The sequence below is a fragment of the Senegalia massiliensis genome (assembly GCF_900626135.1).
Taxonomy (GTDB): Bacteria; Bacillota; Clostridia; order Tissierellales; family SIT17; genus Anaeromonas; species Anaeromonas massiliensis.
In genome coordinates this window covers 658,845-684,146 of record NZ_LR130785.1, presented here as the reverse complement: position 1 = coordinate 684,146, position 25,302 = coordinate 658,845, and the positions used below count along the sequence as shown (strand labels likewise).

Annotated in this window: 22 protein-coding genes and 1 riboswitch; of the genes, 6 read left to right on the top strand and 16 right to left on the bottom strand. The window is 28.5% G+C overall.

Annotated elements, in window-relative coordinates:
- Positions 1–18: 18 nt before the first annotated feature.
- The 3 genes from prdC to E0D94_RS03330 form a co-directional block, all read right to left on the bottom strand.
- A complete protein-coding gene (prdC, locus tag E0D94_RS03340; RefSeq protein ID WP_207289623.1) occupies positions 19–1,305 on the bottom strand; it encodes a proline reductase-associated electron transfer protein PrdC in 1,287 nt (428 codons plus the stop codon).
- Between the two features lie 287 nt (positions 1,306–1,592).
- The gene (gene prdR / locus E0D94_RS03335; RefSeq protein WP_130805886.1) at positions 1,593–3,347 is read right to left on the bottom strand and encodes a sigma-54 dependent transcriptional regulator PrdR; all 1,755 of its coding nucleotides are present in this window, start codon (positions 3,345–3,347) and stop codon (positions 1,593–1,595) included.
- 99 nt (positions 3,348–3,446) lie between these two features.
- Complete coding sequence (locus E0D94_RS03330; protein ID WP_130805885.1) at positions 3,447–4,841, bottom strand: peptide MFS transporter; 1,395 nt, start codon at positions 4,839–4,841, stop codon at positions 3,447–3,449.
- A 291-nt stretch (positions 4,842–5,132) separates the two neighbouring features.
- On the opposite strand from E0D94_RS03330, the gene E0D94_RS03325 reads away from it, so the two are divergent.
- The gene (locus tag E0D94_RS03325) at positions 5,133–6,221 is read left to right on the top strand and encodes a M24 family metallopeptidase (RefSeq protein WP_130805884.1); all 1,089 of its coding nucleotides are present in this window, start codon (positions 5,133–5,135) and stop codon (positions 6,219–6,221) included.
- A gap of 13 nt (positions 6,222–6,234) precedes the next feature.
- Positions 6,235–7,116 (top strand): proline iminopeptidase, encoded by an 882-nt coding sequence (gene pepI, locus E0D94_RS03320; protein ID WP_130805883.1) that lies wholly within the window; start codon positions 6,235–6,237, stop codon positions 7,114–7,116.
- A gap of 46 nt (positions 7,117–7,162) precedes the next feature.
- Here pepI and proC read toward each other — a convergent pair whose 3' ends face one another.
- The 5 genes from proC to E0D94_RS03295 form a co-directional block, all read right to left on the bottom strand.
- On the bottom strand, positions 7,163–7,966 hold the full coding sequence (gene proC, locus E0D94_RS03315; RefSeq protein ID WP_130805882.1) for a pyrroline-5-carboxylate reductase: 804 nt from the start codon (positions 7,964–7,966) through the stop codon (positions 7,163–7,165).
- Between the two features lie 28 nt (positions 7,967–7,994).
- On the bottom strand, positions 7,995–10,355 hold the full coding sequence (gene hypD, locus E0D94_RS03310) for a trans-4-hydroxy-L-proline dehydratase (RefSeq protein ID WP_130805881.1): 2,361 nt from the start codon (positions 10,353–10,355) through the stop codon (positions 7,995–7,997).
- A 4-nt stretch (positions 10,356–10,359) separates the two neighbouring features.
- On the bottom strand, positions 10,360–11,262 hold the full coding sequence (locus E0D94_RS03305; RefSeq protein WP_130805880.1) for a trans-4-hydroxy-L-proline dehydratase activase: 903 nt from the start codon (positions 11,260–11,262) through the stop codon (positions 10,360–10,362).
- Entirely contained in the window at positions 11,255–11,836 is a 582-nt protein-coding gene (locus E0D94_RS03300) for a helix-turn-helix domain-containing protein (RefSeq protein ID WP_130805879.1), read from the bottom strand. Before E0D94_RS03300 ends, E0D94_RS03305 begins: the two co-directional genes overlap by 8 nt.
- A 275-nt stretch (positions 11,837–12,111) precedes the next feature.
- Positions 12,112–13,899 (bottom strand): aminopeptidase P family protein, encoded by a 1,788-nt coding sequence (locus E0D94_RS03295; protein WP_130805878.1) that lies wholly within the window; start codon positions 13,897–13,899, stop codon positions 12,112–12,114.
- Between the two features lie 242 nt (positions 13,900–14,141).
- Positions 14,142–14,252: riboswitch (TPP riboswitch) on the top strand.
- Between the two features lie 129 nt (positions 14,253–14,381).
- Here E0D94_RS03295 and thiM point away from each other — a divergent pair.
- The 4 genes from thiM to thiD are packed head-to-tail and all read left to right on the top strand — an operon-like array spanning position 14,382 to position 17,247.
- Positions 14,382–15,206, top strand: a complete 825-nt coding sequence (gene thiM / locus E0D94_RS03290) for a hydroxyethylthiazole kinase (RefSeq protein ID WP_130805877.1) — start codon at positions 14,382–14,384, stop codon at positions 15,204–15,206.
- Complete coding sequence (gene thiE / locus E0D94_RS03285; protein WP_130805876.1) at positions 15,193–15,840, top strand: thiamine phosphate synthase; 648 nt, start codon at positions 15,193–15,195, stop codon at positions 15,838–15,840. Before thiM ends, thiE begins: the two co-directional genes overlap by 14 nt.
- Positions 15,830–16,477 (top strand): HAD family hydrolase, encoded by a 648-nt coding sequence (locus E0D94_RS03280; protein WP_130805875.1) that lies wholly within the window; start codon positions 15,830–15,832, stop codon positions 16,475–16,477. The genes thiE and E0D94_RS03280 overlap by 11 nt, the downstream gene beginning before the upstream one ends.
- On the top strand, positions 16,474–17,247 hold the full coding sequence (gene thiD, locus E0D94_RS03275; protein ID WP_130805874.1) for a bifunctional hydroxymethylpyrimidine kinase/phosphomethylpyrimidine kinase: 774 nt from the start codon (positions 16,474–16,476) through the stop codon (positions 17,245–17,247). Before E0D94_RS03280 ends, thiD begins: the two co-directional genes overlap by 4 nt.
- Before the next feature lie 72 nt (positions 17,248–17,319).
- On the opposite strand, the gene E0D94_RS03270 is transcribed toward thiD, so the two are convergent.
- From E0D94_RS03270 to E0D94_RS03235, 8 genes are all read right to left on the bottom strand, one after another.
- On the bottom strand, positions 17,320–18,147 hold the full coding sequence (locus tag E0D94_RS03270) for a phosphoenolpyruvate hydrolase family protein (RefSeq protein ID WP_423213394.1): 828 nt from the start codon (positions 18,145–18,147) through the stop codon (positions 17,320–17,322).
- Positions 18,148–18,175: 28 nt separating this feature from the next.
- Positions 18,176–19,396: a Tm-1-like ATP-binding domain-containing protein gene (locus tag E0D94_RS03265; protein ID WP_130805872.1), complete on the bottom strand. Its 1,221-nt coding sequence runs from the start codon at positions 19,394–19,396 to the stop codon at positions 18,176–18,178.
- An 88-nt stretch (positions 19,397–19,484) separates the two neighbouring features.
- Positions 19,485–20,660 (bottom strand): phosphoenolpyruvate hydrolase family protein, encoded by a 1,176-nt coding sequence (locus E0D94_RS03260; RefSeq protein WP_130807334.1) that lies wholly within the window; start codon positions 20,658–20,660, stop codon positions 19,485–19,487.
- Positions 20,661–20,684: 24 nt separating this feature from the next.
- The gene (locus tag E0D94_RS03255) at positions 20,685–21,377 is read right to left on the bottom strand and encodes an acylneuraminate cytidylyltransferase family protein (protein ID WP_130805871.1); all 693 of its coding nucleotides are present in this window, start codon (positions 21,375–21,377) and stop codon (positions 20,685–20,687) included.
- Positions 21,378–22,547 (bottom strand): UDP-N-acetylglucosamine 2-epimerase, encoded by a 1,170-nt coding sequence (gene neuC / locus E0D94_RS03250; RefSeq protein ID WP_130805870.1) that lies wholly within the window; start codon positions 22,545–22,547, stop codon positions 21,378–21,380. It lies immediately after the preceding gene.
- Positions 22,544–23,545, bottom strand: coding sequence for an N-acetylneuraminate synthase (neuB, locus tag E0D94_RS03245; protein WP_130805869.1), 1,002 nt, complete (start codon positions 23,543–23,545; stop codon positions 22,544–22,546). The genes neuC and neuB overlap by 4 nt, the downstream gene beginning before the upstream one ends.
- Positions 23,546–23,556: 11 nt before the next feature.
- Positions 23,557–24,228: a PglD-related sugar-binding protein gene (locus E0D94_RS03240; protein ID WP_130805868.1), complete on the bottom strand. Its 672-nt coding sequence runs from the start codon at positions 24,226–24,228 to the stop codon at positions 23,557–23,559.
- Positions 24,229–24,234: 6 nt separating this feature from the next.
- Positions 24,235–25,284, bottom strand: coding sequence for a sugar phosphate nucleotidyltransferase (locus E0D94_RS03235; protein WP_130805867.1), 1,050 nt, complete (start codon positions 25,282–25,284; stop codon positions 24,235–24,237).
- Positions 25,285–25,302: the final 18 nt, after the last annotated feature.

Sequence of the window (25,302 nt, the reverse complement as noted above, 5' to 3'; positions counted from 1 at the left end):
ACCTATATAATACTTTTATTACTTAGTAGTTCTTCTATACAATTTATGTCCTGTTGCCCTCAAAACATGATCTGTGCTATGATACACTCGAACCCCTAACCTAGGAGCTACTTTCATTATAGTGTTAGTTCAGTCCTCACAGCTTCCAGTAATTATAGCTTCTACACCTTGTTTCTTTAAATATAATACTTTTTCTGCTTGTCCTGGGCATATTCCTGGTAAATCACATCTATATCTACCATTTATTTCAATCATTCTATTACATTTAGTAGAAGCAATAATTTTACCATTCATACCTTCAACTATTTCAGAAAGTCTATCAAGTTGAGCTCCACACTCACATTCTATAACTCCTATGTTTCTTTTTTCTTCTGGGAAAGGTGTTGCCACTAATATTCCACCTAAAACCTTAGTTATAGGTGAATTTTCTTTCCCACTTTTACCTGTAAATGGTCCACCAATAACTATTTCTCCTTCAGGTTTAATGTATCCACCGTATTGGTTAATATAGTGAATTACTGGCATTCCTATAGGTACATCTAATATTGCTTTACCATCTATAGCATTTTTAACCCTACCACCTACTGTTATATCTTTAGTTATAACAGGTTTTCTATCTTCTATAGCATGAACAACATTTTTTAATGTTTCAATGTTTGTTACTATTGCATTAATTGCTAAAGGTAGTTTTCCAGGCTGCAATTCTACTCCTAATAATTCTCTTATTATAACTCTCTCATCCCCTGCAGGATACATATCAGGTAAATACTTTATTTCAATGTTTCTTTCATTTTTGCAAACGTTTGCTATTGCAATAAGTGCTTTTTTATTTTTAGGCTTAATTGCAATATATCCCTTAGATGCATTAGATATTTCCATTGCATATTTTATTCCTCTAATTAATAATTCAGGATTTTCTTCAATCACCTTAATGTTATGCTTCAAGTCAGGTTCACATTCAGCAGCATTTGCAATAACAAATCCCCCTTCTAAATCTACATTGAATTTAATATGAGATGGGAACCCTGCTCCTCCTGCACCTACAATACCTGCTTCCTTAATTGCTTCAATCTTACTATCTGTCATTTTGATTTTCACATACTCTTCAGGTTGGTTTTTATCTGCATCTATTACTATACTTTGGTTTGTTATTTTTATAACTTTACCATATACACTGGAATGTATATTTGCTCCTAAACCGTTAGGTTTAGCTATTAATTGACCTTTTTTTAATTTTTGACCCTCTTCAACTATCGGATTACATGGTGCTCCAGCATGTTGTCTTAATAGTATTTCTATATTCATTTTGTCACCCCCTTACGATTTAAATAATGTTAAACTATTAACTTATATTTGTTTTTTATACTACACTCTTTAATATTTGCAAAACACATGCCAAAATCCACAAATAAAAAACAAAGTATAAATGGCTTATTTTAGTGTTTTTTGGCAGAGATTTTTTATGTTAATAAAAAACAAATTTTAATATTGTCAATTAACTGACTAATCTAAAAATAAATTTTCTTCTTTCTTTACCTAAATACTAGTATTTAATATGCATATATAAAAATAGTCAATTTTTAGACATATGTCTAAAAATTGACTATTTCATAGCTATCTAATTTATAGTGCAATGTACTTCTTGGAATATTTAATAATTTTGCTGCCTTTGCCTTATTTCCCTTTGTATTTTTCAAAGCTTCTATTATTATTTTTTTTTCTAAATTAGATATAGATTTATTTAAATCAAATGTACTTTCAGTTTTTATAAAATTATGTTCCTTTTCCTTTACAAATTTTAAGATATATGATGGTAACGTATCTTTATTTATTACATTATCTGTACATAATACTAAAGTATGTTCAACTACATTTCTTAATTCTCTAATATTTCCATTCCAATTATATCTTTTAAAAATGTCTAAAACTTCAGGAGATATTTTTGGAACATCTCTATTATTTTTTTCAGCTAATTCATTTAAAAAATGATAAGTTAAAAGTACAATATCATTTTCCCTTTCGCTTAAAGGAGGTAACTTAATTTCTATTACATTTAATCTATAAAAAAGATCTTTTCTAAACTTACCTTCATCTACCATTTCAGCTAAGTTTGTATTTGTTGCAGAAATTATCCTCACCTTAGAATTAATAAGTTCAGTACCTCCAACTCTAGTAAATTTATTATCCTGAAGTACTCTTAAGAGTTTTGCCTGCATATATAATGGTAGTTCTGCTATTTCATCTAAAAATAAAGTTCCATTATTAGCCAGTTCAAAAAATCCTACTTTTCCCTTTTTATTAGCTCCAGTAAATGCACCTTCATCATATCCAAAAAACTCCGATTCAAATAATTCATTAGGTATCGCACTACAGTTTACAGGTATAAATGATCCTTTCCTCTCACTATAATCATGTATGTTTTTAGCAAATAACTCTTTACCAGTACCACTTTCACCACTAATTAATACAGATATATCACTTTTTGAAACTTGCTTTGCAATTTTAATTTTTTCTATTATCTTAGTACTTCTACCGATTATATTATCAAAGTAATTATTTTTTAATTTCTTAAATTCCCCTTCTAAAAACTTTAAATTACTATTAGCTTTTTCTAACTTCTTTGATAAACTAGTAACCTCAGTAACATCTCTGTCTGTAGTTAAGACTCCTTCAAATTTCCCATTTATATACATAGGTAAAGCATTTATAATTACTTTATAATTTTTTTTAGGTGAATGATAAACATTAGTTATTCTTTCTTTACTTTCTAATACTTTTGAATTTATAGAATCCGGAAAAAAATCTTTTATATTTTTACCTACTATATCTTTTTGGGGTATATCATATAACTCTGCTGCATTTTTATTCCAAATAATCACTTTTCCTTTTGTATCTATTAAACATAATGCTTCATGTATACTTTCTACTATATGATTCAATGTTTTACTTATTCTTTCTAAATCCATATAAAAGTAGTCTCTTATTTCCGCTTGTCTTATTACTCCTATTAAATTTCCTTTTTCTAATACAGGTAATCTACCAATGCTATTTTCAATCATAATACTTCTACATTGGTATAATGTCTTATTTTTATCCACACTAATCATGTTAGTTCTAATATATTTTTTAAGGAGTATTTCTTGATTTATTTCATCATAGATATTTGCCACATCTGATAGTGTTATTACCCCCTTAACATTATGGTTTAAATCTTCTATAAATACATCTTGAATATTATTTCTTAGCATTAATTTTATCGCTTCATTTACTGTATTTCTAATATTTAAAACAATATAATCTTTATTCATTACTTTCTTAACTAATATTTCATTATAATCAAAAAGCATAATTACTCACCTTCAGTATTTTTTATTTAATTCTATTTATATATATCATGAATAATAATTATTAAAAACAAATCCACAGTTTAAACTGTGGATTTGTTTTTAAACGCTAAAATCATTAGGTGGATTTTCTACAGCGGTATTCACATTATATTCTTCTTTTTCATCTTCAACTACTAATTCTTTTAGTTTACCATCTATAGCCCAAAGGATTATCCCTGACAATATTGCAATAGCTGCTATCGTAAGATATGCATTTACAAATTTAAATTTTAATGTAAATTCATATAACCAACCATAAGATTTACCTGCAAAAAATACAGCTAATGTCCAAACAGCCATCATAGCCGATAATAATCTAGGTGGTGAGAATTTACTAATAAATGAGTTCCCAAGAGGTGAGAATAACATTTCACCCAAAGATAAAACTATACCAAAAGCAATAATCCAACCTAAATTAGCAAGACCACTACCTCTTGCAATATCTGCTCCTGCAAATATTACATAAGATATACCTAATGTTATCATTCCTAAGGATGTTTTTTTAAACATACTAAAGTCACCTTGAGGTCGTTTAGCTAATCTAACCCATAAGCCACCAAGAAGTGGACCTAATGAAATACACATAAATGCATTTAATGAGTCAAACCAAGATGTTGGTACGACAAAGTTACCTATTGTCCAATCTGCAAGACCAGCTTCTCCCCCCCAGTAATAATATACTGGCATATATGCTAAATACCAAAATACCCAAAATATAACCGAGAAGAAAGATACTAATACAATAGCTGCAACTCTTTTCTTTTCAATAGTTGTAAGAGGCTTTTTTTCTTCATTTTTTTCTAGAGTTTCTTGAACTTTCTCTTCTTCATGTTCATTAACCTTAAATGGTTTTTTACCTGCTTCTCCCAAGAATCTCCATCCAAAAATAAAACCCATAGCTCCAATAAACATAATAATTCCACAAACTGTAAAACTGAATGAATATCCTTGAGCTTTAGTAATTAAACCAATAATTGTAGTACCAATAAATGAACCAAAATTAACAAATGAGTACTGAGTAGAAAATGCACCATCCAATTGATCCTTATCCTTAAAAAGTCTACCTGTAATAGCATTTGTTTGTGGCTTAAATAACCCAGTCCCAATAGATACCATAACAATCATCATATTAACCATAAGTGCACTTGTAGCATTAGCTCCTACTAAGTAGCCTGATCCCATTAAAATCATACCGATAGGTACTAAGTATCTTGCTCCTATAAACCTATCTGATATAACAGAACCGAAAAGCGGTGCAAGATAAGTAAATGCTACTAAATTAGCTGACATTTTAGCCCCATCTGCAGGTGTAAGTCCTAGTCCTCCATCTGCAAGACTAGCAACAACGAATACTGCTAATAACCATTTTGCTGAATAGAATGCAAATCTTTCAAATGTGAAAGCAAGTGAGCATACGTAAAAGCCTAACGGTCTTTTTTGTTTAACGTTTTCCATCTTCATACCTCCTACCTTTTTGATTTGTTATTTGTTTAACCTCTCCATTTATTACCTTAACATATTTTTCTTGTGTTTACAATTATTTTTTCATTTTTATAAAAAAATATTTTAATCATGAAATAATCGCTTTATTTGATATAATTTTTATCTCAATTATGAAATTTGATATACTTTTATTCATTATGTGTGCTTGACTTAAAACATGTATGTTGATATATTATTATCATGATCCAGTAATATTTAATTACCAAAATTAAATTACAAATAAATTCTAAGGGGGCTTTTCATATGAATGAAAGTAGAGTAAATAGAGTTTTAAAATCGATGGAGGAAAATCATATACCACAAGTTATCATTTCAGATCCAACTGCTATTTTTTATTTAACAGGTAAATGGATTATTCCAGGAGAAAGATTATTAGCATTATATTTAAACACAAATGGAAATCACAAAATAGTAATTAATGAATTATTTCCACAAGAAGAAGATCTTGGTGTAGATGTTGTTTGGTATAATGATATCCAAGATGGAGTTGAAATTTTATCTAAATATGTAGAAGATAACAAAGTTATTGGAATAGATAAAACTTGGCCAGCTAAATTTCTCTTAAGATTGCAAGAGTTAAAAAATGATTCTAAATTTATAAATGGCTCAATTATTGTTGATTATGTAAGAATGATTAAAGATGAAGAAGAAAAGGAACTTTTAAGAGAATCTTCAAGAATCAATGATAAAGTAATGAATGAATTAATTCCATGGGTAGGAAAAGGATTAAGTGAAAAGGAATTAAATTCTAAAGTTCGTGAAATATACAAAAATTATGGAGTAGAAGAAGTTTCCTTTGACCCAATTACAGCATTTGCTAAAGGTGCTGCAGATCCTCATCATGTAACTGATGATACTAAGGGGAGATATGGAGATTGTGTAATATTAGATATAGGTGGATTTTACAAAAACTATGCATCTGATATGACAAGAACAGTATTTTTAGGTGAAGTATCTGAAAGACAAAAGGAAATTTACAATATAGTATTGGAAGCTAATTTAAGAGGAATTGCAGCAGCAAAACCTGGAAATAGAATGTGTGATGTAGACTTAGCTGCAAGAAACTATATTGAAGAAAAGGGTTATGGAAAATATTTTACCCATAGAACAGGTCACTCTACCGGACTTGAAGATCATGAATTTGGTGATGTATCTTCTGTTAATGAAGATATCATAAAACCAGGCCAATGCTTTTCTGTAGAACCAGGAATTTATCTTCCTGAAGAAGGAATTGGAGTCCGTATTGAAGATTTAGTTATAACAACTGAAGATGGATGTGAAGTTTTGAATAAATTTACAAAAGATATAATTGTAGTACCTGAATCTAAATAAAAAGGAGACTTTTATGAAAGTTACTGAAGGTTATATGCCTTATGGCAAGTACAAAACTTATTATCGTATTGTAGGAGAAAATAAAGATGGTAAAAAACCACTATTACTACTACATGGCGGACCAGGTTCAACACATAATTATTTTGAAACTCTTGATAAATTAGCAGAAGATGGACGTCAAGTAATAATGTATGACCAATTAGGATGTGGACTATCTTCTATTCCTGAAGACCCATCATTATGGACTGCTGATAAATGGACAGAAGAATTAATAGAATTACGTAAATATCTAAATTTAGATGAAGTACATTTATTAGGACAATCTTGGGGTGGAATGCTTGCAATTCACTATAGTTGTAAATACAACCCTTCAGGAATTAAATCCTATATATTGTCATCCACATTGCCAGCATCCAAACTATGGGAAAAAGAACAACGTAGAAGAATCACTTATATGTCTGCTAAACATCAAGAAGCTATAAAAAAAGCAGAAAAAACTGGAGATTATTCCACTGAAGAATATAGAAAAGCAGAAAAAGAATTTATGCTCCGTTATTGTGCAGGTAAAATAGATGAAAATTCACCAGAATGTTTGAGAAGAGAAAAAAATACAGGTATACAATCATATTTAGTTGCATGGGGACAAAATGAATTTAGTCCATCTGGCACTTTAAAAAATTTTGATTATATGAATGAAATTGAAGATATTAAAGAGCCAACACTTATCACAAGTGGACAAAAAGATCTATGTTCTCCATTTATTGCAAAAACAATGTATGACAAAATCCCAAATTCTAAATGGGAACTATTTGAATATAGTCGTCATATGCCTTTCGTTGAAGAAAATAAAAAATATATAAATGTATTAAATGATTGGTTAAATAAAAATGACTAAAAAAGATGTTGGTGAATATTCACCAACATCTTTTTTAGTCATTTTTCTAAGATAACTCTCTAGATTTTTTTACACATTCTCTAACAGCCTCTATGACAGCACTTCTAAAACCCTTATCCTCTAAAGTCTTTACTGCTTCTATAGTTGTACCACCTGGAGAACAAACCATATCTTTTAATTCTCCGGGATGCTTACCTGTAGTAAGCACCATTTGTGCTGCACCTAAAACAGCCTGTGCTGCCATTTTATATGCTTTATCACGCGGCATCCCTTCAAGGACAGCCCCATCAGCTATTGCTTCTATAAATATATATACATATGCTGGTGAAGAACCACTTGTTCCAGTTACTACATCCATTAATTTTTCATCAACTAATTCTACTTCTCCAAAACTTTCAAATATATTGATAATTTGTTCTAACTCAACCTCTGATACTTTATTATTACTTGAAATAGCCGACATACCCTTTCCAACTAATGCTGGAGTATTGGGCATAACTCTAACTATTTTCACATCTTTATTAAAATCTTCTTCAATTTGTTCTATAGATTTTCCAGCAGCTATAGAAACTATAATAGCATCCTCATTTATTTTATCTTTAATTTCTTTAATTACTATATCACATATATGTGGCTTAACGGCTAAGACTATTATCTGTGAATGCTTAACAAGAACGTTATTATCTTTTGTAGTTTTAACTCCATAATTTTCTTCTATTGTGTTTAACAAATCAGTATTTAAATCTGACACCATTATATTTTCTGGAGCAAATATTTTGCTTTCAAGGATGCCTCCAATCATCGCTTTCCCCATGTTTCCTCCACCTATAAATCCTAAAGTGTTTTTCATTTAAACTCTCCTTTCTTAATAATTAAAATTATATTGCTTGTTCCGTTCTAGCTATTATTTCATCTTGCAATTCTTTATTTAGATTTGAAAAATAGTCGCTATATCCTGCAACTCTAACTATAAGATTTTTATAATCTTCAGGATTTTTCTGAGCCTTTAATAGAGTTTCTTTATTAAATACATTAAATTGTATATGATGTCCATCAAGCTTGAAGTACACTCTAACTAAATTAGATAATTTATCTAACCCTTCTTCCCCTTCTATTGCTGAAGGTGCAACTTTCTGATTTAAAAGAGTACCTCCTGTAATTAAGTGATCCATTTTAGATGCAGACTTTATTACACTAGTAGGTCCATATTTGTCTGCTCCTTTAGAAGGTGAAATACCATCAGCTAAAGCTTCTTTTGATTTTTTACCACTTGGTAATGCTCCTATAACTGAACCAAAATATATATGGCATGTTGTAGGTAACATATTTATTCTATGTTCCCCTCCTTTTATATTAGGTCTTCCAGTTACAGTTTCATAATAAGTTTTAAATACATTTGTCATTATCATATCAGCATAATCATCATCATTCCCATATTTAGGAGATTTGTTCTTTAATAAATTAAGTATCATCTCATGACCTTTAAAATTATCTTCGATAGCAGTTAAAAGTTCGTTCATAGTAAAATTATTTTTATCAAAAATATGGTATTTAATCGCAGCAAGACTATCTGTTATATCTCCTATACCTACTCCTTGGATATACGTAACATTATATCTTGCTCCCCCAGCATTATAATCCTTACCTTTCTTTATACAATCATCTATAATTACTGATAAAAAAGGGACTGGCATTTTTTCAGCATATAACTTTTCTATTACTCTATTTCCTCTTACCTTTATATCAATAAAGTGATTCATTTGTTTTTTAAATGCCTCAAATAGTTCTTCATAACTATTGAAATCAGTAGGATTTCCTGTTTCTAAACCAAGTTTTTTTCCACTCATAGGATCTACACCATTGTTCAGTGTTATTTCAAGCACTTTTGGAATATTAAAATAACCAGTCAAAATAAATGCTTCTTTTCCAAATGCTCCAGTTTCAATACAACCACTAGTTCCACCACATCTAGCATCTACTATATCTTTTCCTGCATTTAACATTTCTTGTATTACAGCATCAGCATTAAACAAAGATGGCTGACCCCACCCTTTTCTTACAATGCTAAGAGCTTTTTTCAAAAACTTTTGTGGAGTTTTTTTACTTATTTGAACATTTGAACTAGGTTGTAATAGTCTCATTTGGTCAATAACATCTAACACTAAATAACTTACATCATTTACTCCATCAGAACCATCAGCTCTAAGTCCTCCACTATTTATATTAGCAAAATCAGTATATGTTGCACTTTCCTTTAAAGTTATTCCTACTTTTGGCGGAGCAGGTTGGTTGTTAAATTTAACCCAAAGACATTGCAAAAATTCTTCTGCTTCTTCTCTCCTTAAAGAACCTTCTTTGATTTCTTTTTGATAAAATGGATTTAAATGTTGATCTAATCTACCTGGATTAAAGGAGTCCCAAGGGTTTAATTCTGTTATAACACATAAGTGTACAAACCAATACATTTGAAGAGCCTCTCTAAAAGTTCTTGGAGCATAAGCTGGCACATGACTACATACTTCTGCTACATCTAATAATTCTTTTTTTCTTTTTTGATCCTTTTCTTTTTTTGCCATTTCTATAGCAAGTTCAGAATATCTTTTCCCAAGGATCATTATTGCATCGCATGCTATACTCATACCTTCAAGTTGCATTTTTTTATTAAGAGCTTCATCATCATTGTTATAATCCAGATTATTAATTTCACTTTCAATATCTTGTTTAAAATCTAAAAATCCTTTTTTATATATTTTATCATCAGCAACTGTATGACCTGGACCTCTTTGTTCTTGAAATTCTGTGAAAATACCGTTTTCATAACAGTCTTTCCACTCATCTGTCATATTTTCTAATATATGATATCTCATAGATCTTTTTTCCCAATAAGGAATAATGTCTTCTTTCTGTATGTCCTTAGATTCTTGGCTAACTTTAAATGATATTTTTTCTCTATCATTCATTATTTGTAAATCTTCAATAGTATGACAACATAATTCTGGATACGTAGGGGTTGCAGCTGGAGCTTCTCCTCTTTCTCCTACAATTAGTTCACCTTCATTAATACATAATTTCTTTTTTGACATAAATTCCTTAAGTACTAAAGCTCTTAAAACAGGTATTGAAACTGATCCTTCATACTTCTTATAAACCTCATTTACAATCTGAGCTCTTTCCATTGAAATATATGGAACAGCCTCTAAACTTTCTTCTCTTAATTTTTTAACTCTTTCTGACATCATATACTTATCCTCCTATCTTTATTTTTGCATTTAATTGCTGAAACTTTAATAATAAATCATCTATATTTTTTTTAGATGGTTTTTCATTTCCACTAAGTTTATATTCCTTAATTATTCTTTCATACTTTTCCATTCCCATTTTGTGATATGGAAGTAAATTAATTTGTTCTAAATTAATTCCTTTTAAAAATTTTATAATTTCATAAATATTTTTTTCATCATTATTTATACCTTTTATAATGGGGATCCTCGCAAATATATTTGCATTCAACTCAGATAACTTTATTAAATTTTCTTTTATCAATTTATTTGAAACACCAATATATTTTTTATGCATATTATCATCTAGATGTTTTATATCATAGAGAAATAAATCTGTGTAATCTAAAATTCTTTTAAAATTTTTAAAATCACTATAGCCACTAGTATCAACAGTAGTGTGTATATCTTGTTCTTTGCATAATCTTAGCATTTCTTCTAAAAAATCAATTTGTAAAAGAGGCTCTCCTCCAGAAAATGTTACTCCACCACCAGATTCTTCATAAAAAATTTCATCTTTTTTTATTTCCTTTAAAAGTTCTTTTGCTGAAAACTCTTTTCCAACTAAATTTCTTGCTTCATTTATACAAAAATCGGTACACTTACCACATAATATACATTTAGAATCTTCAGTAGTAGCAACGCTATTATTTATATTTATGGCACCTTGTTCACATTTATATTTACAATTACCACATCCAATACATCTATCATTAAAAAACATTAATTCAAAATTAAAATTTTGGCTTTCAGGATTGTGACACCACCAGCAACTTAAAGGACAGCCTTTTAAGAAAATAGTAGTTCTAATTCCAGGTCCATCATGAACAGAATATTTTTGAATATTCATAACTATACCTTTATTCATTCTCTTGAATCACCTCACTTTCAGAAAAATGATTTGGTGTACTAACAACTATAAGTTTTACCATTTTACTAGTATAATTTGCCCAATTATGCATTTTTTCAGAATTATAATGTGCACTATCTCCAGGATAAAGGTCATATCTTTTAGAATCTAAAAAGAGAGTAAGTGTTCCCTCAAGAATATAAACAAACTCTTCACCCTTGTGACTGTACTCAGTTATATTTTCATCTTTTCCCATTGGTAAAATATTTATCTTTCTTGGTAAAAAAGTCTTTTTATTTAAATTGTTACTTAAATTATAATGTACAAATTTATTATTTATAACTTCGTATACTTCTTGTTCAAAACTCTTTAATATATATTCCTTTTTTGTTTTAGGTTTTAAAATGAAATGTGACAACTCTATATTCAAAGCTTTCGCTATTAATTCTAATGAATCTACAGCTATAGTAGATAAACCCCTTTCAAATTGGGATAAAAATCCTATTGATAACCCTGTCTTTTCACTTAAATCTTTTAATGTCATATTATTTGATTTTCTTAACTCTTTAATTTCACTACCTATATCAATCATATTTATTACCTCTCTTCATAATACTATTATTTATTTCATTTAAATGAAATAAATAATCTTGATCACCTTGTTATTTTATTATAATACTCATTTCTTGCTTTGTCTAGCAATTGTTAACATCTTTAGTTTTAAAGTTTTATAATTTCACAATTCAAATACTCTAAAATTAATGTTTAAATATTTTAATCAATAAAAATGAATTTATTTTTATATATATGAAATAACTAAATAAAAAAGCACTTCAAAAACAAAATGTTTTTGAAGTGCTTTTTTATTTATATTTTTCTAGTATATCTTTCAAGCCATTTTGTCTCTTCACTATTTAAATATGGTGATATCTTTTTAAATACTAATTTATGGTAGTCATTTAATAATTTTTTATCTTCTTCACTCATAATCTCTGGAATTATTGCATCTAAATCCATAGGTATATAAGTAATCGGCTCAAATTTCATAAATTCACCATATTCATTTTTTTCATCTATTTTAACTAATATCTCATTTTCTAATCGAATACCATAAGAACCTTCAATATAAATTCCAGGTTCATTTGTAATAATCATATTTTCTTCAAATGGATGAGATTCATAATCCCTTGGTTGCCAACGGAAACCTGTAGGTCCTTCATGAATATTAAGCAAATAACCTATTCCATGGCCTGTCCCATGATTAAAATTAAGTCCTCTATCCCAAAAAGGTTTTCTTGCAACATAATCTAAATTCATACCAGTAACCCCTTTAAGAAACTTAGCACTTGTTAAATTCATATTACTTATTACAACTAAAGTAAAGTGTTTTTTCATTTCTTTTGTTAATTTACCTATTGCATACGTTCTAGTAATATCAGTAGAGCCTTCATAATAACTGCCTCCTGTATCAGTTAAATAAAAGTTACCTTCTTTAATTTCTACATCAGTTTCAGGAGATGATTCATAATGAACAATAGCTGCATGTTCTCCATAAGAAGATATTGGAGCAAAACTTGGCCCTATAAAATTTCCTTGTTCCTTTCTAAATTCATATAATTTGTCACAAGCACTTATTTCAGTAATATTTAAGTCTTTAGTATTTTCCTTTAACCATTTCATGAACTTTATATGTGCTATACTATCTTTAATTTGGGCTTCTCTCATATTTTTAACTTCTGTATCATTTTTTATAGCCTTAAATAATATTTGAGGGTTTCTTTTCTCAACTATTGTATTCTCTTTTGGTATATTATTATATAAAGCATAATTTACTTTATCTGGATCTAATAAAATTACTTCATCTTTTTTAGTTCTCATAATATCTTCATAGATATCATTATAAGAATGTAATACAACTTTATTCAAAGACAATTTTTCTTTTATATCATCACTTAACTTTGATTTATCTATATATAAACCCACCTTATCCATTCTTATAATAATATAAGATAATACTAGAGGAAAATATTTAATATCATTACCACGTATATTTAATGTCCAACAAATATCATCTAATGTAGTTAGCACATGAATATTTGCATTGTTTTCATTCATAACTTTTCTAATGCGATTCAACTTACTTTCCACACTTTCTCCAGCATATTTAATATCTAAATCAAACACTTTTCCTGTATTTAAAGTCGGTCTATCTTCCCAAATTTCATCTATCAAATCATATTTATATACTATTTTTCCATTTTTATTTTTAACTATTTTTTCATATAATTGTCCTTCTTTCATAGCAACTACTCTACCATCAAATCCCAATATCCCATTTTCAGGTAATGCTTGATCTAAATATTCTTCTATTGTAGGATAATTAGGTTCCCCCATCTTCATAAGTTTAACAGAAGTTCCTTCTAATTCATTTTTAGCTTGTATAAAGTATCTTCCATCTGTCCAAAGGTAAGCCTCATTCATTGTAATTACAGCGGTACCTGCTGACCCCGAAAAACCTGTAATAAATTTTCTTGCTTTAAAATACTCTCCAACGTATTCTGTTTGGTGAAAATCAGATGTGGGAACTATGTATATATCCATTTTCTTTTCATTCATTAACTTACGTAATGCTTTTATTCTTTCCTGAATCATTATTACATTACCTCCTTATTTTTAATTTAACGAAATATCTTTAGTTTAAATATATCTAATTAATAGAAATTATTCAAGTTATATATTAAAAATATAAAATATGTATTAGTTAAATTTAAATATTGAAATATCGCAACTCTTTTATAAATTTTTATATCCTTCTATTACTTGACAATGATAAACTACTAACATATAGTAAAAATAAGAGGAAAGACTTTATTACTCTTTATTTTATATTAATTAAATTAAATATATAGGGGAGCTTGTGCAATCAGGCTGAGAATAAATCTAAGCGATGAAAACCCTTAAACCTGATCTGGATAATGCCAGCGTAGGAACATTTTTGTGAATATTTAAAGCATGTTCTAGATCATAGAACATGCTTTTTTTATTGAAAATAGTTTTTTGTCCCCTTTTATACTTTATAATTACCAGTATATTATTTATATAAATAATATAAAAACCAATTCAATGGAGGAATTAAAATGTTTAAAGAAATTTATGAAAATGTACAACATACAACACCATTAGTTCATTCTATTACAAATTATGTAACAGTAAATGATTGTGCAAATATTGTATTAGCTGCTGGAGGTTCTCCTATTATGGCAGATGGTATTGAAGAAGTAGCAGAAATAAACTCTATCTGTGACGCTTTAGTTATTAATATAGGAACTCTAAATGAAAGAGTTATAAAATCAATGATAAAAGCTGGTAAAAAAGCTAATGAAATTGGAAATCCAGTTATATTAGATCCTGTAGCTGTAGGAGCATCTCAATTTAGAAATGAAGTAACTTTTAAGCTGTTAGAAGAAATACAGTTTTCTGTTATTAGAGGAAATGCTTCTGAGATAAAAACTATTTATGAAGGAAGTGGCACTACTAGTGGTGTAGATGCAAATGAAGAAGATAAAGTAGAAGAAAAAAGCTTAGACAATATGATTACACTTTGTAAAAATCTAAGTAAAAAAACTGGTGCAATCATTGCACTAACAGGAGCAATTGATATTGTAGCAAGTGATAAAAATGCAAATATTATATATAATGGACATTATTTAATGTCTAAAGTTACAGGTACAGGTTGTATGCTTACAAATGTAATTGGCACATATTGTGGTGCAAATAAGAATAATATTCTTGATTCAACTTCTATAGCTGTGGCTCATATGGGTCTTGCTGGAGAAGTAGCTTTTAAAAAACTACAAAAAGCAGATGGTGGTACTTCTAGTTATAGGATGTTTTTAATTGATGAAATAAGTAAAATGAATTATAAAAAATTAAAGGAAGGTGCAAATATTGAAAATAGATAAAAAATCTATGCTTTTATATGTAGTAACAGATAGAACATGGCTAGGAGAAAATTCTCTTGTAGAACAAGTAGAAGATACTTTGAAAGCAGGAGCAACATTTATACAATTACGAGAAAAAGACTTCCCCTTTGAAGATTTTTTAAAAGAAGCAAAAGAAATAAAAGATGTAACAGATAGATACAAAGTTCCCTTTGTTATAAATGACAATGTAGATATTGCAATGAAATGTGGTGCAGATGGAGTTCATGTAGGACAAGGTGATATGAATGCTAAAAATGCAAGAAATATAATAGGAGAAGATAAAATTCTTGGAGTATCTGCAAGTACAGTAGAACAAGCAAAAATAGCAGAAAAAAATGGAGCAGATTATATAGGGGTTGGTTCTGCTTTTAAAACAAATACTAAATCAGATGTAAATGTAATATCTATGGATACTTTAAAAGATATTTGTAATTCTGTTTCAATACCAGTAGTAGTAATAGGAGGCATAAATGAAGAAAATATATTTAATTTGAAAAATACTGATATTGATGGAATCTGCGTTATATCTGCAATATTTTCAAAAGAAAATATTTATGCTGCTACTAAAAGGTTATATGATTTAGCTTCTAAGATGGTGAATTATGAAGTATAAAGCAGCTATATTTGATTTAGATGGAACTCTTTTAAATTCAATGGATAGTTGGGATAATGTTGGAAAAACATTTTTGGAAAACCACAATATAGTACCACCTTATAATTTAAATGAAATTATAAAAGAAATGAGTTTTAATGAGTCTGCAAATTACTTTAAGAATTCATTTGGAATTAAATTATCTACAGAAGAAATAATTAAGTCTATTAATAAAATAGTAAAAAATAAATATATATATGAAATAGAATTAAAACCTTATATAAAAGAATATATCTATAAACTTAGATCAAAAGGCATAAGAATGTGCATAGCAACTGAATTAGATAAAACACTTTCAAAAAAAGCACTTGAAAGATTAGGGATCTTAGATTATTTTGAGTTTATTATTACTTCAAAAGAAATCTCTGCTGGAAAATCTAAACCAGATATTTATATAAAATCAATGCAAAAATTAGGTCTTTCTAAAGAAGATATTATTGTGTTCGAAGATTCTCTTTACTCAATAAAGACAGCTAAAAATGAAGGATTTGATGTTGTAGGAGTTTATGATAAATCATCAAAGAAAGACTTACAAAAAATAAAAAAACTAAGTAATCATTTTATATATTCTTTTAAAGAAATGGAGGAATTATTTTGAAAAAAATTTTAACTATTGCAGGGTCAGATTGTAGCGGAGGCGCAGGTATACAAGCAGATATAAAAACTATTACAACTCACAAAATGTATGCTATGAGCGCCATTACAGCTTTAACTGCCCAAAATACTACTGGAGTTTATGATGTATCTGAAACAAGTCCTGAGTTTGTATCTAAACAATTAGATTGTATTTTTGAAGATATTTTCCCAGATGCAATAAAAATTGGAATGGTATCTTCTAAAGAAATAATAGAAGTAATTTATAATAAACTTAAAGAATATAAATGTAAAAATATAGTAGTAGACCCTGTCATGTTTTCAACAAGTGGTCATGAATTAATGAGTAAAGATGCAATGAATACTTTAAAAACTAAGCTATTACCTATTGCTGATATAATTACACCCAATATTTTTGAAGCAGAAAGTATATGTGGCTTTAATATTAATAATAAAGAAGATATGATAAAAGCAGCCAAAGAAATTTCCAAATTCTTAAATGTGCATATTTTAATTAAAGGTGGACATCTTTCTGATAGCGCTGATGATTTGCTTTTCTATGAGAAAAAACCAATATGGTTTAATGAAAAGCGAATTAGTAATCCAAATACTCATGGTACAGGATGTACATTATCATCTGCAATAGCATGTAATCTTGGAAAAGGATTAAGTATGGAAGAAAGTGTATATAATTCTAAGAAATATATAACTAAAGCACTAAAATCAGGACTTGATATAGGAAAAGGTAGTGGACCTTTAAATCATTGTGTTTAAAAGATGAATATGAGGATTAAAAATCCTCATATTCAATTAGATTGCATTCATATTCACTATATCAGTTATATTTTATTTTTTAATTTTTTTAAATTGTTCTGTTTGTTCTTTTATACCTTTTTCAGCTGCAAACCTTTCAATGCTTGATGCTCCAAAGAAACCATGTACTCCCTTAGTATTTTCTAAAACATATTTTGCATCTTCTGGTTCAGCAATAGGTCCGCCATGACAAATAACTAAAACATCAGGATTAACTTCCTTAGCAGCATCTGCAATCTCTTCTACTCTTTTACTACTTTCATCAAGAGTCAATGCAGTTTGAGCTCCAATACTTCCTTTAGTTGTCAATCCCATATGAGCTACAATAATATCTGCTCCTGCTTCTGCCATCTTTCTTGCTTGATTTGTATCAAATACATAAGGAGTAGTTAATAATCCTAATTTATGAGCTTTTCTTATCATATCCACTTCTAAATCATATCCCATACCTGTTTCTTCTAAGTTTTTTCTGAATACACCATCAATTAATCCAACTGTGGGAAAGTTCTGCACTCCTGAAAACCCTTGGTCTTTTAATTGCTTCAAGAAAACATCCATTACTCTAAATGGATCTGTACCATTTACTCCTGCTAGAACAGGTGTATCTTTTACAACTGGTAATACTTCTGATCCCATTTCTACAACAATCTCATTGGCATCACCATATGCTAAAAGCCCTGCAAGAGAACCACGACCTGCCATTCTATATCTTCCTGAGTTATAAATAATTAGCATATCTGCACCACCTGCTTCACTACTTTTAGCAGTTATACCTGTGCCAGCACCTACTCCTACTAAAATTTCACCATCTTCAACTCTTTGTCTAAATTTTGAAATAATTTCTTCTCTTTTTATACTCATTATTTATTCACCTTTCTGTAATTTAATGTTAATTATTATTTTTTCTATTCATCATATGGATTAATTCTTGGGCTGCAGTTTCTGCAAAGTTCTTATCATTTATTACTGTATCCATATCAATTATTTTTACTACATCACTATTTAAATTCTTTTTAATACTATCAAATAGTATTTTATCTTCTTCAGGACCATAAAAAACTTCTCCTTCTTTATCTATACCAGAAAGACCTTTGTTTGGAATTATTAAAACTGTATCCTGTTTAGCAAGATTCAATTTTTCTGCTATTTTTTCTCCCAATAATTTATTTTCTTCCTTATTAGTTCTCATAAGTGTTACAGAAGGATTATGCTTATAAAATTTTCTTCCCTTATATTTACTAGGTACAGTATCAAAAGAACCGAAATTGACCATATCAATTGCTCCTAAAGATACTACTTGAGGTACTTTATTAAGTGCAGCTGCTTCTAATCTATTTGGTCCTGCATTCAATACACCACCAAACAATTCATCACACCATTCAGTTGTAGTTAAATCTAATACTCCCTCTATATATCCGTTGTCAATTAAACTTTCCATTGTCTTTCCACCTACACCAGTTGCATGGAATATAAGGACTTCATACCCTCTTTTCTCTAAATATTCTGTAGCATAGTTTACAGCTGGAGTAGTAAGACCAAACATAGTTGCTGCTACTAAAGGTTTTTTATGTTCTATTTTTTTACTTTCAAATTTCAACATTCCAGCAATAGCATGAGCTGCATTTTGGAAAATCTGTGTAGATACTCTATTTAATCCTGCCACATCTACAACAGATGGCATCATTATTAAATCACTAGTTCCAATATAAAATGAAGTATCACCTGCTGCTACTGTAGATACCATTATCTTTGGAACACCAATAGGGAGAGCTCTCATACCAGGAGTTACTATGGAAGTTCCTCCAGTTCCTCCAAAAGATATAATTCCATCAAATTTTCCTTCATTATATAGTCTAGGAATTATTTTTTCTATAGATTTAGATAGAACTTCAGTGGCATATCCCCTATCATGTTTTTTTACAATATCTGATATATTTTCTCCTACTTCTGCTACTACTTCCTGATTAGTAACATCCACTTTAAATTCAGATTCAAATACACCAGTATTAATGGTAAAAGTTTTTAATCCAAGTTCTTCTACTATTTCTTTAACATAAGATAGTTCCTTACCCTTAGTATCAAAAGTACCTACAATTGCTAACGTTTTCATTGAATTACCTCCTACATTTTATTTGAAAATTCTAACTATCTATATTATAAATTATTCATTTTAAAAAATACATGTTCTAACATGATCATTATTTGTGTTTATATGATATAAAATAATTTTTAGGAGAAATGCTTTTTCTTTTTTTGAATAACTTACTGAAATGAACATAATTAAAATACCCTACTTTAATGGCTCCTTCTTTCATAGAAAGATTAGGATATTTTATCATTATGTCTATAAATTTGTCTAATCGATAACTGATTAAATATTCTTTGAAACTAATATTTTTTTCTTTTTTAAATAATCTACTTAAATATTCACTGGATACATGTAGTATTTCTGATAAGTCGTTGAGAGAGATTGATTCAGAATAGTGAACTTCTATATATTTTAATATGAATTTTACATAGTCTTTAGGACTATCAATACTTCTATTTAATTGTTCTAAAATAGGATCCTCAATGGAACTCATATATTTGAATTCTATAGTTGTTTTATGAATAGCTTCTTCTGAAGGAATTCTTTCAAAGGTAGAACCTCCAATATATCCGTCACAAGAAGTATTATTATATATAAATTGAATATCTGATTTATTTTGTATAGGTCCTCCATATACCATTTTTAATCTAGCGTTACTTTTCTTATCCACTATATTAAAGATATTATTTACAAGCTCTTTAGATTTTGATAATGACAATACTTTACTTGCTCCTAAATCCCCACCTTTAGTTAATCCAAGGTGTACACAAATAACGTCTGCGCCAGCATCAACCATTTCTTCAGCTTGATATTCATTAAATACAAAAGCTACTGTAAATAATCCCATTTCATGGGCTACTTTAATAGCTTCTACTTCTTCATCATAAGAAATTCCATCTTCTTTTAAATGATTATAAAATTTTCCATCAAATAAACCTACTGTCGGATAGTTATTAATTCCTGCAAATCCTTTATCTTTGATCAAATTAATATAAGATCTTAAATCTATTGTAGGATCTGTTGCATTTAATCCAAACAAAACTGGTATATTTTTTACTCTAGGAAGAATTTCTTTTAAAGAAAAATCCATTACAAATTGATTACTATTAGAATTTGATAAATATCCTCCTAGAGAACCTAACCCCATTTGACGAAATTTACCTGAATTCAATGATAATAAAAAATCTGCTCCACCTTCTGAAGCACTTCTTGCAGATATGCCAGCTCCTACAGCAACTCCTAATATATATCTCCCTTGCTTAATTTCACTATTTAATTTATTCATTATTTTTTTAGATTTCAACTTATATCACCTTAATCTATCCTTCATTAATGCATCTGCAATAATAAAATCCATTCTAGTATCAATATCAATTGAATTTTCTCTTGACATAATTGTTGCAAAACTACTATCCTTATAAATATTATTATTACTCATTAAATAGTTTGTTCTCACAATATATAATGCACCATTAATTCGATAATATGTTGGTAAGTCTTGTCTAATTGAATTAATAATATCTTGTTTAACGAAACTAACCATAGAATTATCTTCTGGCAAAGTGTTTGACCAAAGTGGAGAATGATCGGTTTCACAAACAGAAACAATACTATTTGCAAATTTTTGTTTCATTTTATTATATCCAGCGATTATATCATCTGCTGTTCTCAATGGAGATGTAGGTTGCAATAAAGCTATTGTATCAAACTCTTTTCCATTTTCTTTATACTTATTTATAGCCTCTCTTACAACATCCCATGATGAAGCTGTATCCGTTGATAGTTCATCACTTCGTAAAAAAGGGACATTTGCACCCCAAACCTGAGCAATTTTTGCATATTTTTCTGAATCTGTTGATACAAATATTTCATTAAATAAACCTGATTTTTTTGCTGCTTCAATTGTATAAGCTATAAGAGGTTTTCCATTTAATAATTTAATATTTTTATGTTTAAGACCTTTTGAACCACTTCTAGCTGGAATTATTGCAAGATTTTTCATTTATTCCACCTCACAATCATAAAACTTCTTTTTCAAATTAATTTTATCATTAATAACAAAATTCTTAATTATTTCTACAATTTTTGATGACGTATTTCCATCTCCATATGGATTTATTGTATTTTTTGCTTTAATTTTAAACTCTTGAGTCAATGCTAAATCTATGGCATTTTTAATATCATCTTTATATGGTTTACAATTAATTACACTATCTGATTGAATTCTCCCTTTTTGTCTATCTCCAATATTTATTGTAGGTACACCAAAGCTAGGTGCTTCAACTAATCCACTTGAAGAATTTCCAATTACCATGCTACAATATTTTAAAGCACTAAGATATCTAATCATTCCTAAAGATGTAAAGGCAATAGCATTATCATTATTATCTACAAACTCATCAATCATTTTATTAATAACACGTCCATTTGAATCAGCATTTGCCTTGGTAAAAATAAATTTTATATCTTCATATAATCTACAAGCACTTAAAAGTTCTTTTATTTGTTCTTTAGAATTATCCCCTTCTAAAGTTACAGGGTGAAATGTAACAATTGCATAGGGTTTTTCTAACATAAACTCAATTGATTTTTCAACTTCTGACTTATTCATAAGCTTTTGGTTTAGTACATTCTCAATACCAATAGCACCTATACTAAAAACACGTTCTGGATTTTCTCCTAATTGAATTACACGTTTTCTATATTTTTCTGTACTTGTAAAATGTAAATAACTTAACTTTGTGATAGCATGACGCATAGATTCATCTATAGCTCCTTCTGTAGTTTCTCCACCATATAAGTGAGCAATTGGAATTCTTTGATTCATTGCTACTGTAGATACGGCAAATGTTTCATATCTATCTCCTAGAACAATCAACATATCTGGATTTAATTTTTCAAAGTAATCTGCAAAACTAATCATAGCAAGTCCCATTGATTTTGAAATAGAAGAAGGTGTATCTGAACTCAATAATATTTCAATTCTTTCATCAATTATTACTCTATCCTGTTCAATTTCTTTGTATGTTAATCCAAATTCTGATGAAAGATGTGCACCTGTAGCAACAACTCGAACATCAAATTCTTCAATTGAGTTTAATTTTTCTATTATAGGTTTTAGTAATCCATATTCTGCTCTTGTAGCTGTAAGTATACTAATAATTTTTTTCATAATTCTATCAGCTCATCTTCTTTAAAATCTTTTACTGCCTTTTTTCCAATTACTTGATACCAATTCATTGGACTAATACCATTTCCAGGTCTCTTAACAGTTAAATTTTTCTCTGTTAAAATTTCACCTTTTTCTATATTTATTTTTGCTATAATACTTTTTCTTGCAATTGACATGTTTTTTCTCTCTGATTCAGCAATTCTTTTTTCTCCATCACCTAATGCAACTTCAATATTTCTAATTGAATCTACCATAATTTTTAATTCATTTGGTTCTAAGCTCGCCTTATGATCAGGACCTTCCATATTTCTATCTAATGTAAAATGTTTTTCTATAACAGTAGCCCCTAATGAAACTGCAGCTATTGGAACTTCAATTCCTTTAGTATGATCAGAATAACCTACAGCAAATCCAAACTGATTTTTAATAGTATTCATAGCTTTTAAGTTAACATCACTAAAAGGTGTTGGATATTCTGTTGTACAGTGAAGTATTGTAATTTCTTGTGAACCATTTTCTTTTAAAATTGAAATTGCAGATTTAATATCATCCATAGTACTCATACCTGTTGATAGAATTATAGGTTTTTCTAACTTAGCAATTTTAATTAGATAAGGTAAGTTTGTAATATCTCCAGATGGTACTTTCCATCTTTTCATATTCAGCCCACTTAAAAAGTCTATGCTATCAAAATCAAATGCAGTAGAAAGAAATTCAATGTTTTTTTTCTTACAATATTCGTTAAGTTCAATAAATTCATCAAATGATAATTCAAGTTTTTTTACCATATCAAGTTGAGTTTCTTTTGATGAAGTATTTTTATTTTGATATTCAGCTTTTGGAGCATTTATAGAAACAACTTTTTCAGATATAAAAGTCTGAAATTTTATAGCATCTACTCCCGCATCTTTTGCTACATCTACTAATTTTTTTGCTATATTAATATCACCATTATGATTTACTCCTGCTTCAGCAATAATAAAAACTTTTTTATTCATTTAAAACACCTCTACTTAATAAGTTTTGCTGGAACACCTACTACTGTACTATTTTCTTCAACATCCTTAACAACTACAGCTCCTGATCCTATAACTGAATTATCATTAACTATAAGTTCTTGTAGTACCTTGGCTCCTGTTCCAATTAAACAACCATTTTTAATAATTATATTCCCTGATATTGCAACCAAAGGATTAATTACATTATAATTTTTCAATTCTGTATCGTGTCCAATTGTACAATTTAAATTAATTAAATTAAAATTGCCAATTTTTATATCACACGTTAAATTTACACCCGCAGTTAATATATTTCCTATTCCAAGTTTAACATTATTAATATCAAATTTAACACTTGGATGAATTATATTAGGATAAACTATATTTTTAATATTACTTATCTTATTATATATTATAGACTTAATTTTAGGATTACCTATAGGTATTACAACACCTATCACTGGAAAGTAACTTGTATATTCTGTAATATTATTATCACATGTTATGACATTATATCCATCAATTATTTCATTTCCAACCTTAGAAATATCATCTTCAACAAATCCTAAGAAATTATAAACTTGCTGACCATTATGTTCATTAATTTGTTTCACAATGTTGTAAGTTTCTTTAGAAATTCCTCCACTTCCAAAAATTAAAAGAGGTAACCCATTCCATTTCATTTTTAATTACACATCCTCTCGTTCCAACTTTCTTCTCATTTCTTCCATCTCATCTAATTGTCCCATATCTAGCCAACTTTTTTCACTAATAGGATAAATACCGATTTTATGACCATTTTGTTTATATTTTTCTATTATATCTGGAAAACTTATAACTTTATTATTTTCAAGCTCCTCAATTACTTTAGGCTCTACAATATACATCCCCGTATTAGTGAAAAAAGATATTTCTGGTTTTTCTTTCATTTCTTCTATTTCACCAGTTTTACTTATTTCAATTACACCATATGGTATTTTAATATTTTTAAGTGAACATACCATGGTTATTAAATTATTTTCTTTTTTATGATAATTATAAATTTTTTCATAATCCTCTTCTATTAAAATATCACAATTTGACAATATGAATGTAGAGTTAATTTTGCCTTTAAGTAAACTCAAACCTCCACCAGTCCCTAAAGGTTTTTCTTCATCAGCATAGTCAACTTTATAACTTTTATTAATTTCATTAAAATAAGCTTTTATCATATTTTTTTTATGGTTCACCACTAAATAAAATTGATGACTACCATATTGATGAAACCTATTTATAATATGTTCTACTATTGGAATTTCACCAATAGGAATAAGTGGTTTAGGAAGAATTTTAGTATACGGATAAAGCCTAGTTCCAAAACCACCAGCCATAATAACTATAGGAATATTTAATGTTTTTTTAGATTCAATTTCCTCATCATTCCATAATATAACTGAAACAATATCTTTTTGTTCATTTAATATTGGTAATGCTTCAATAGCATTTTTCTTCATAAACTCTTTTGCTAAACACTTGTCCTCTTGCATCAAATATTTTGGATTATAATTTGCCATTTCTTTTACTGTAGCATCCAGATTCCCTTTTTTGAGAATCCATCTTCTAATATCTCCATCTGTTATAGCTGCAACAAACTTACCTTTATTGACAACAAAAAGCACCTTTTTAGCTACATTATCTAGGAGTTCCATTGCTTCTAACATTGTACATTCTTGATCTATTAAAAAATTTTTTACTTCCACTCTATACACCTCTCTTGT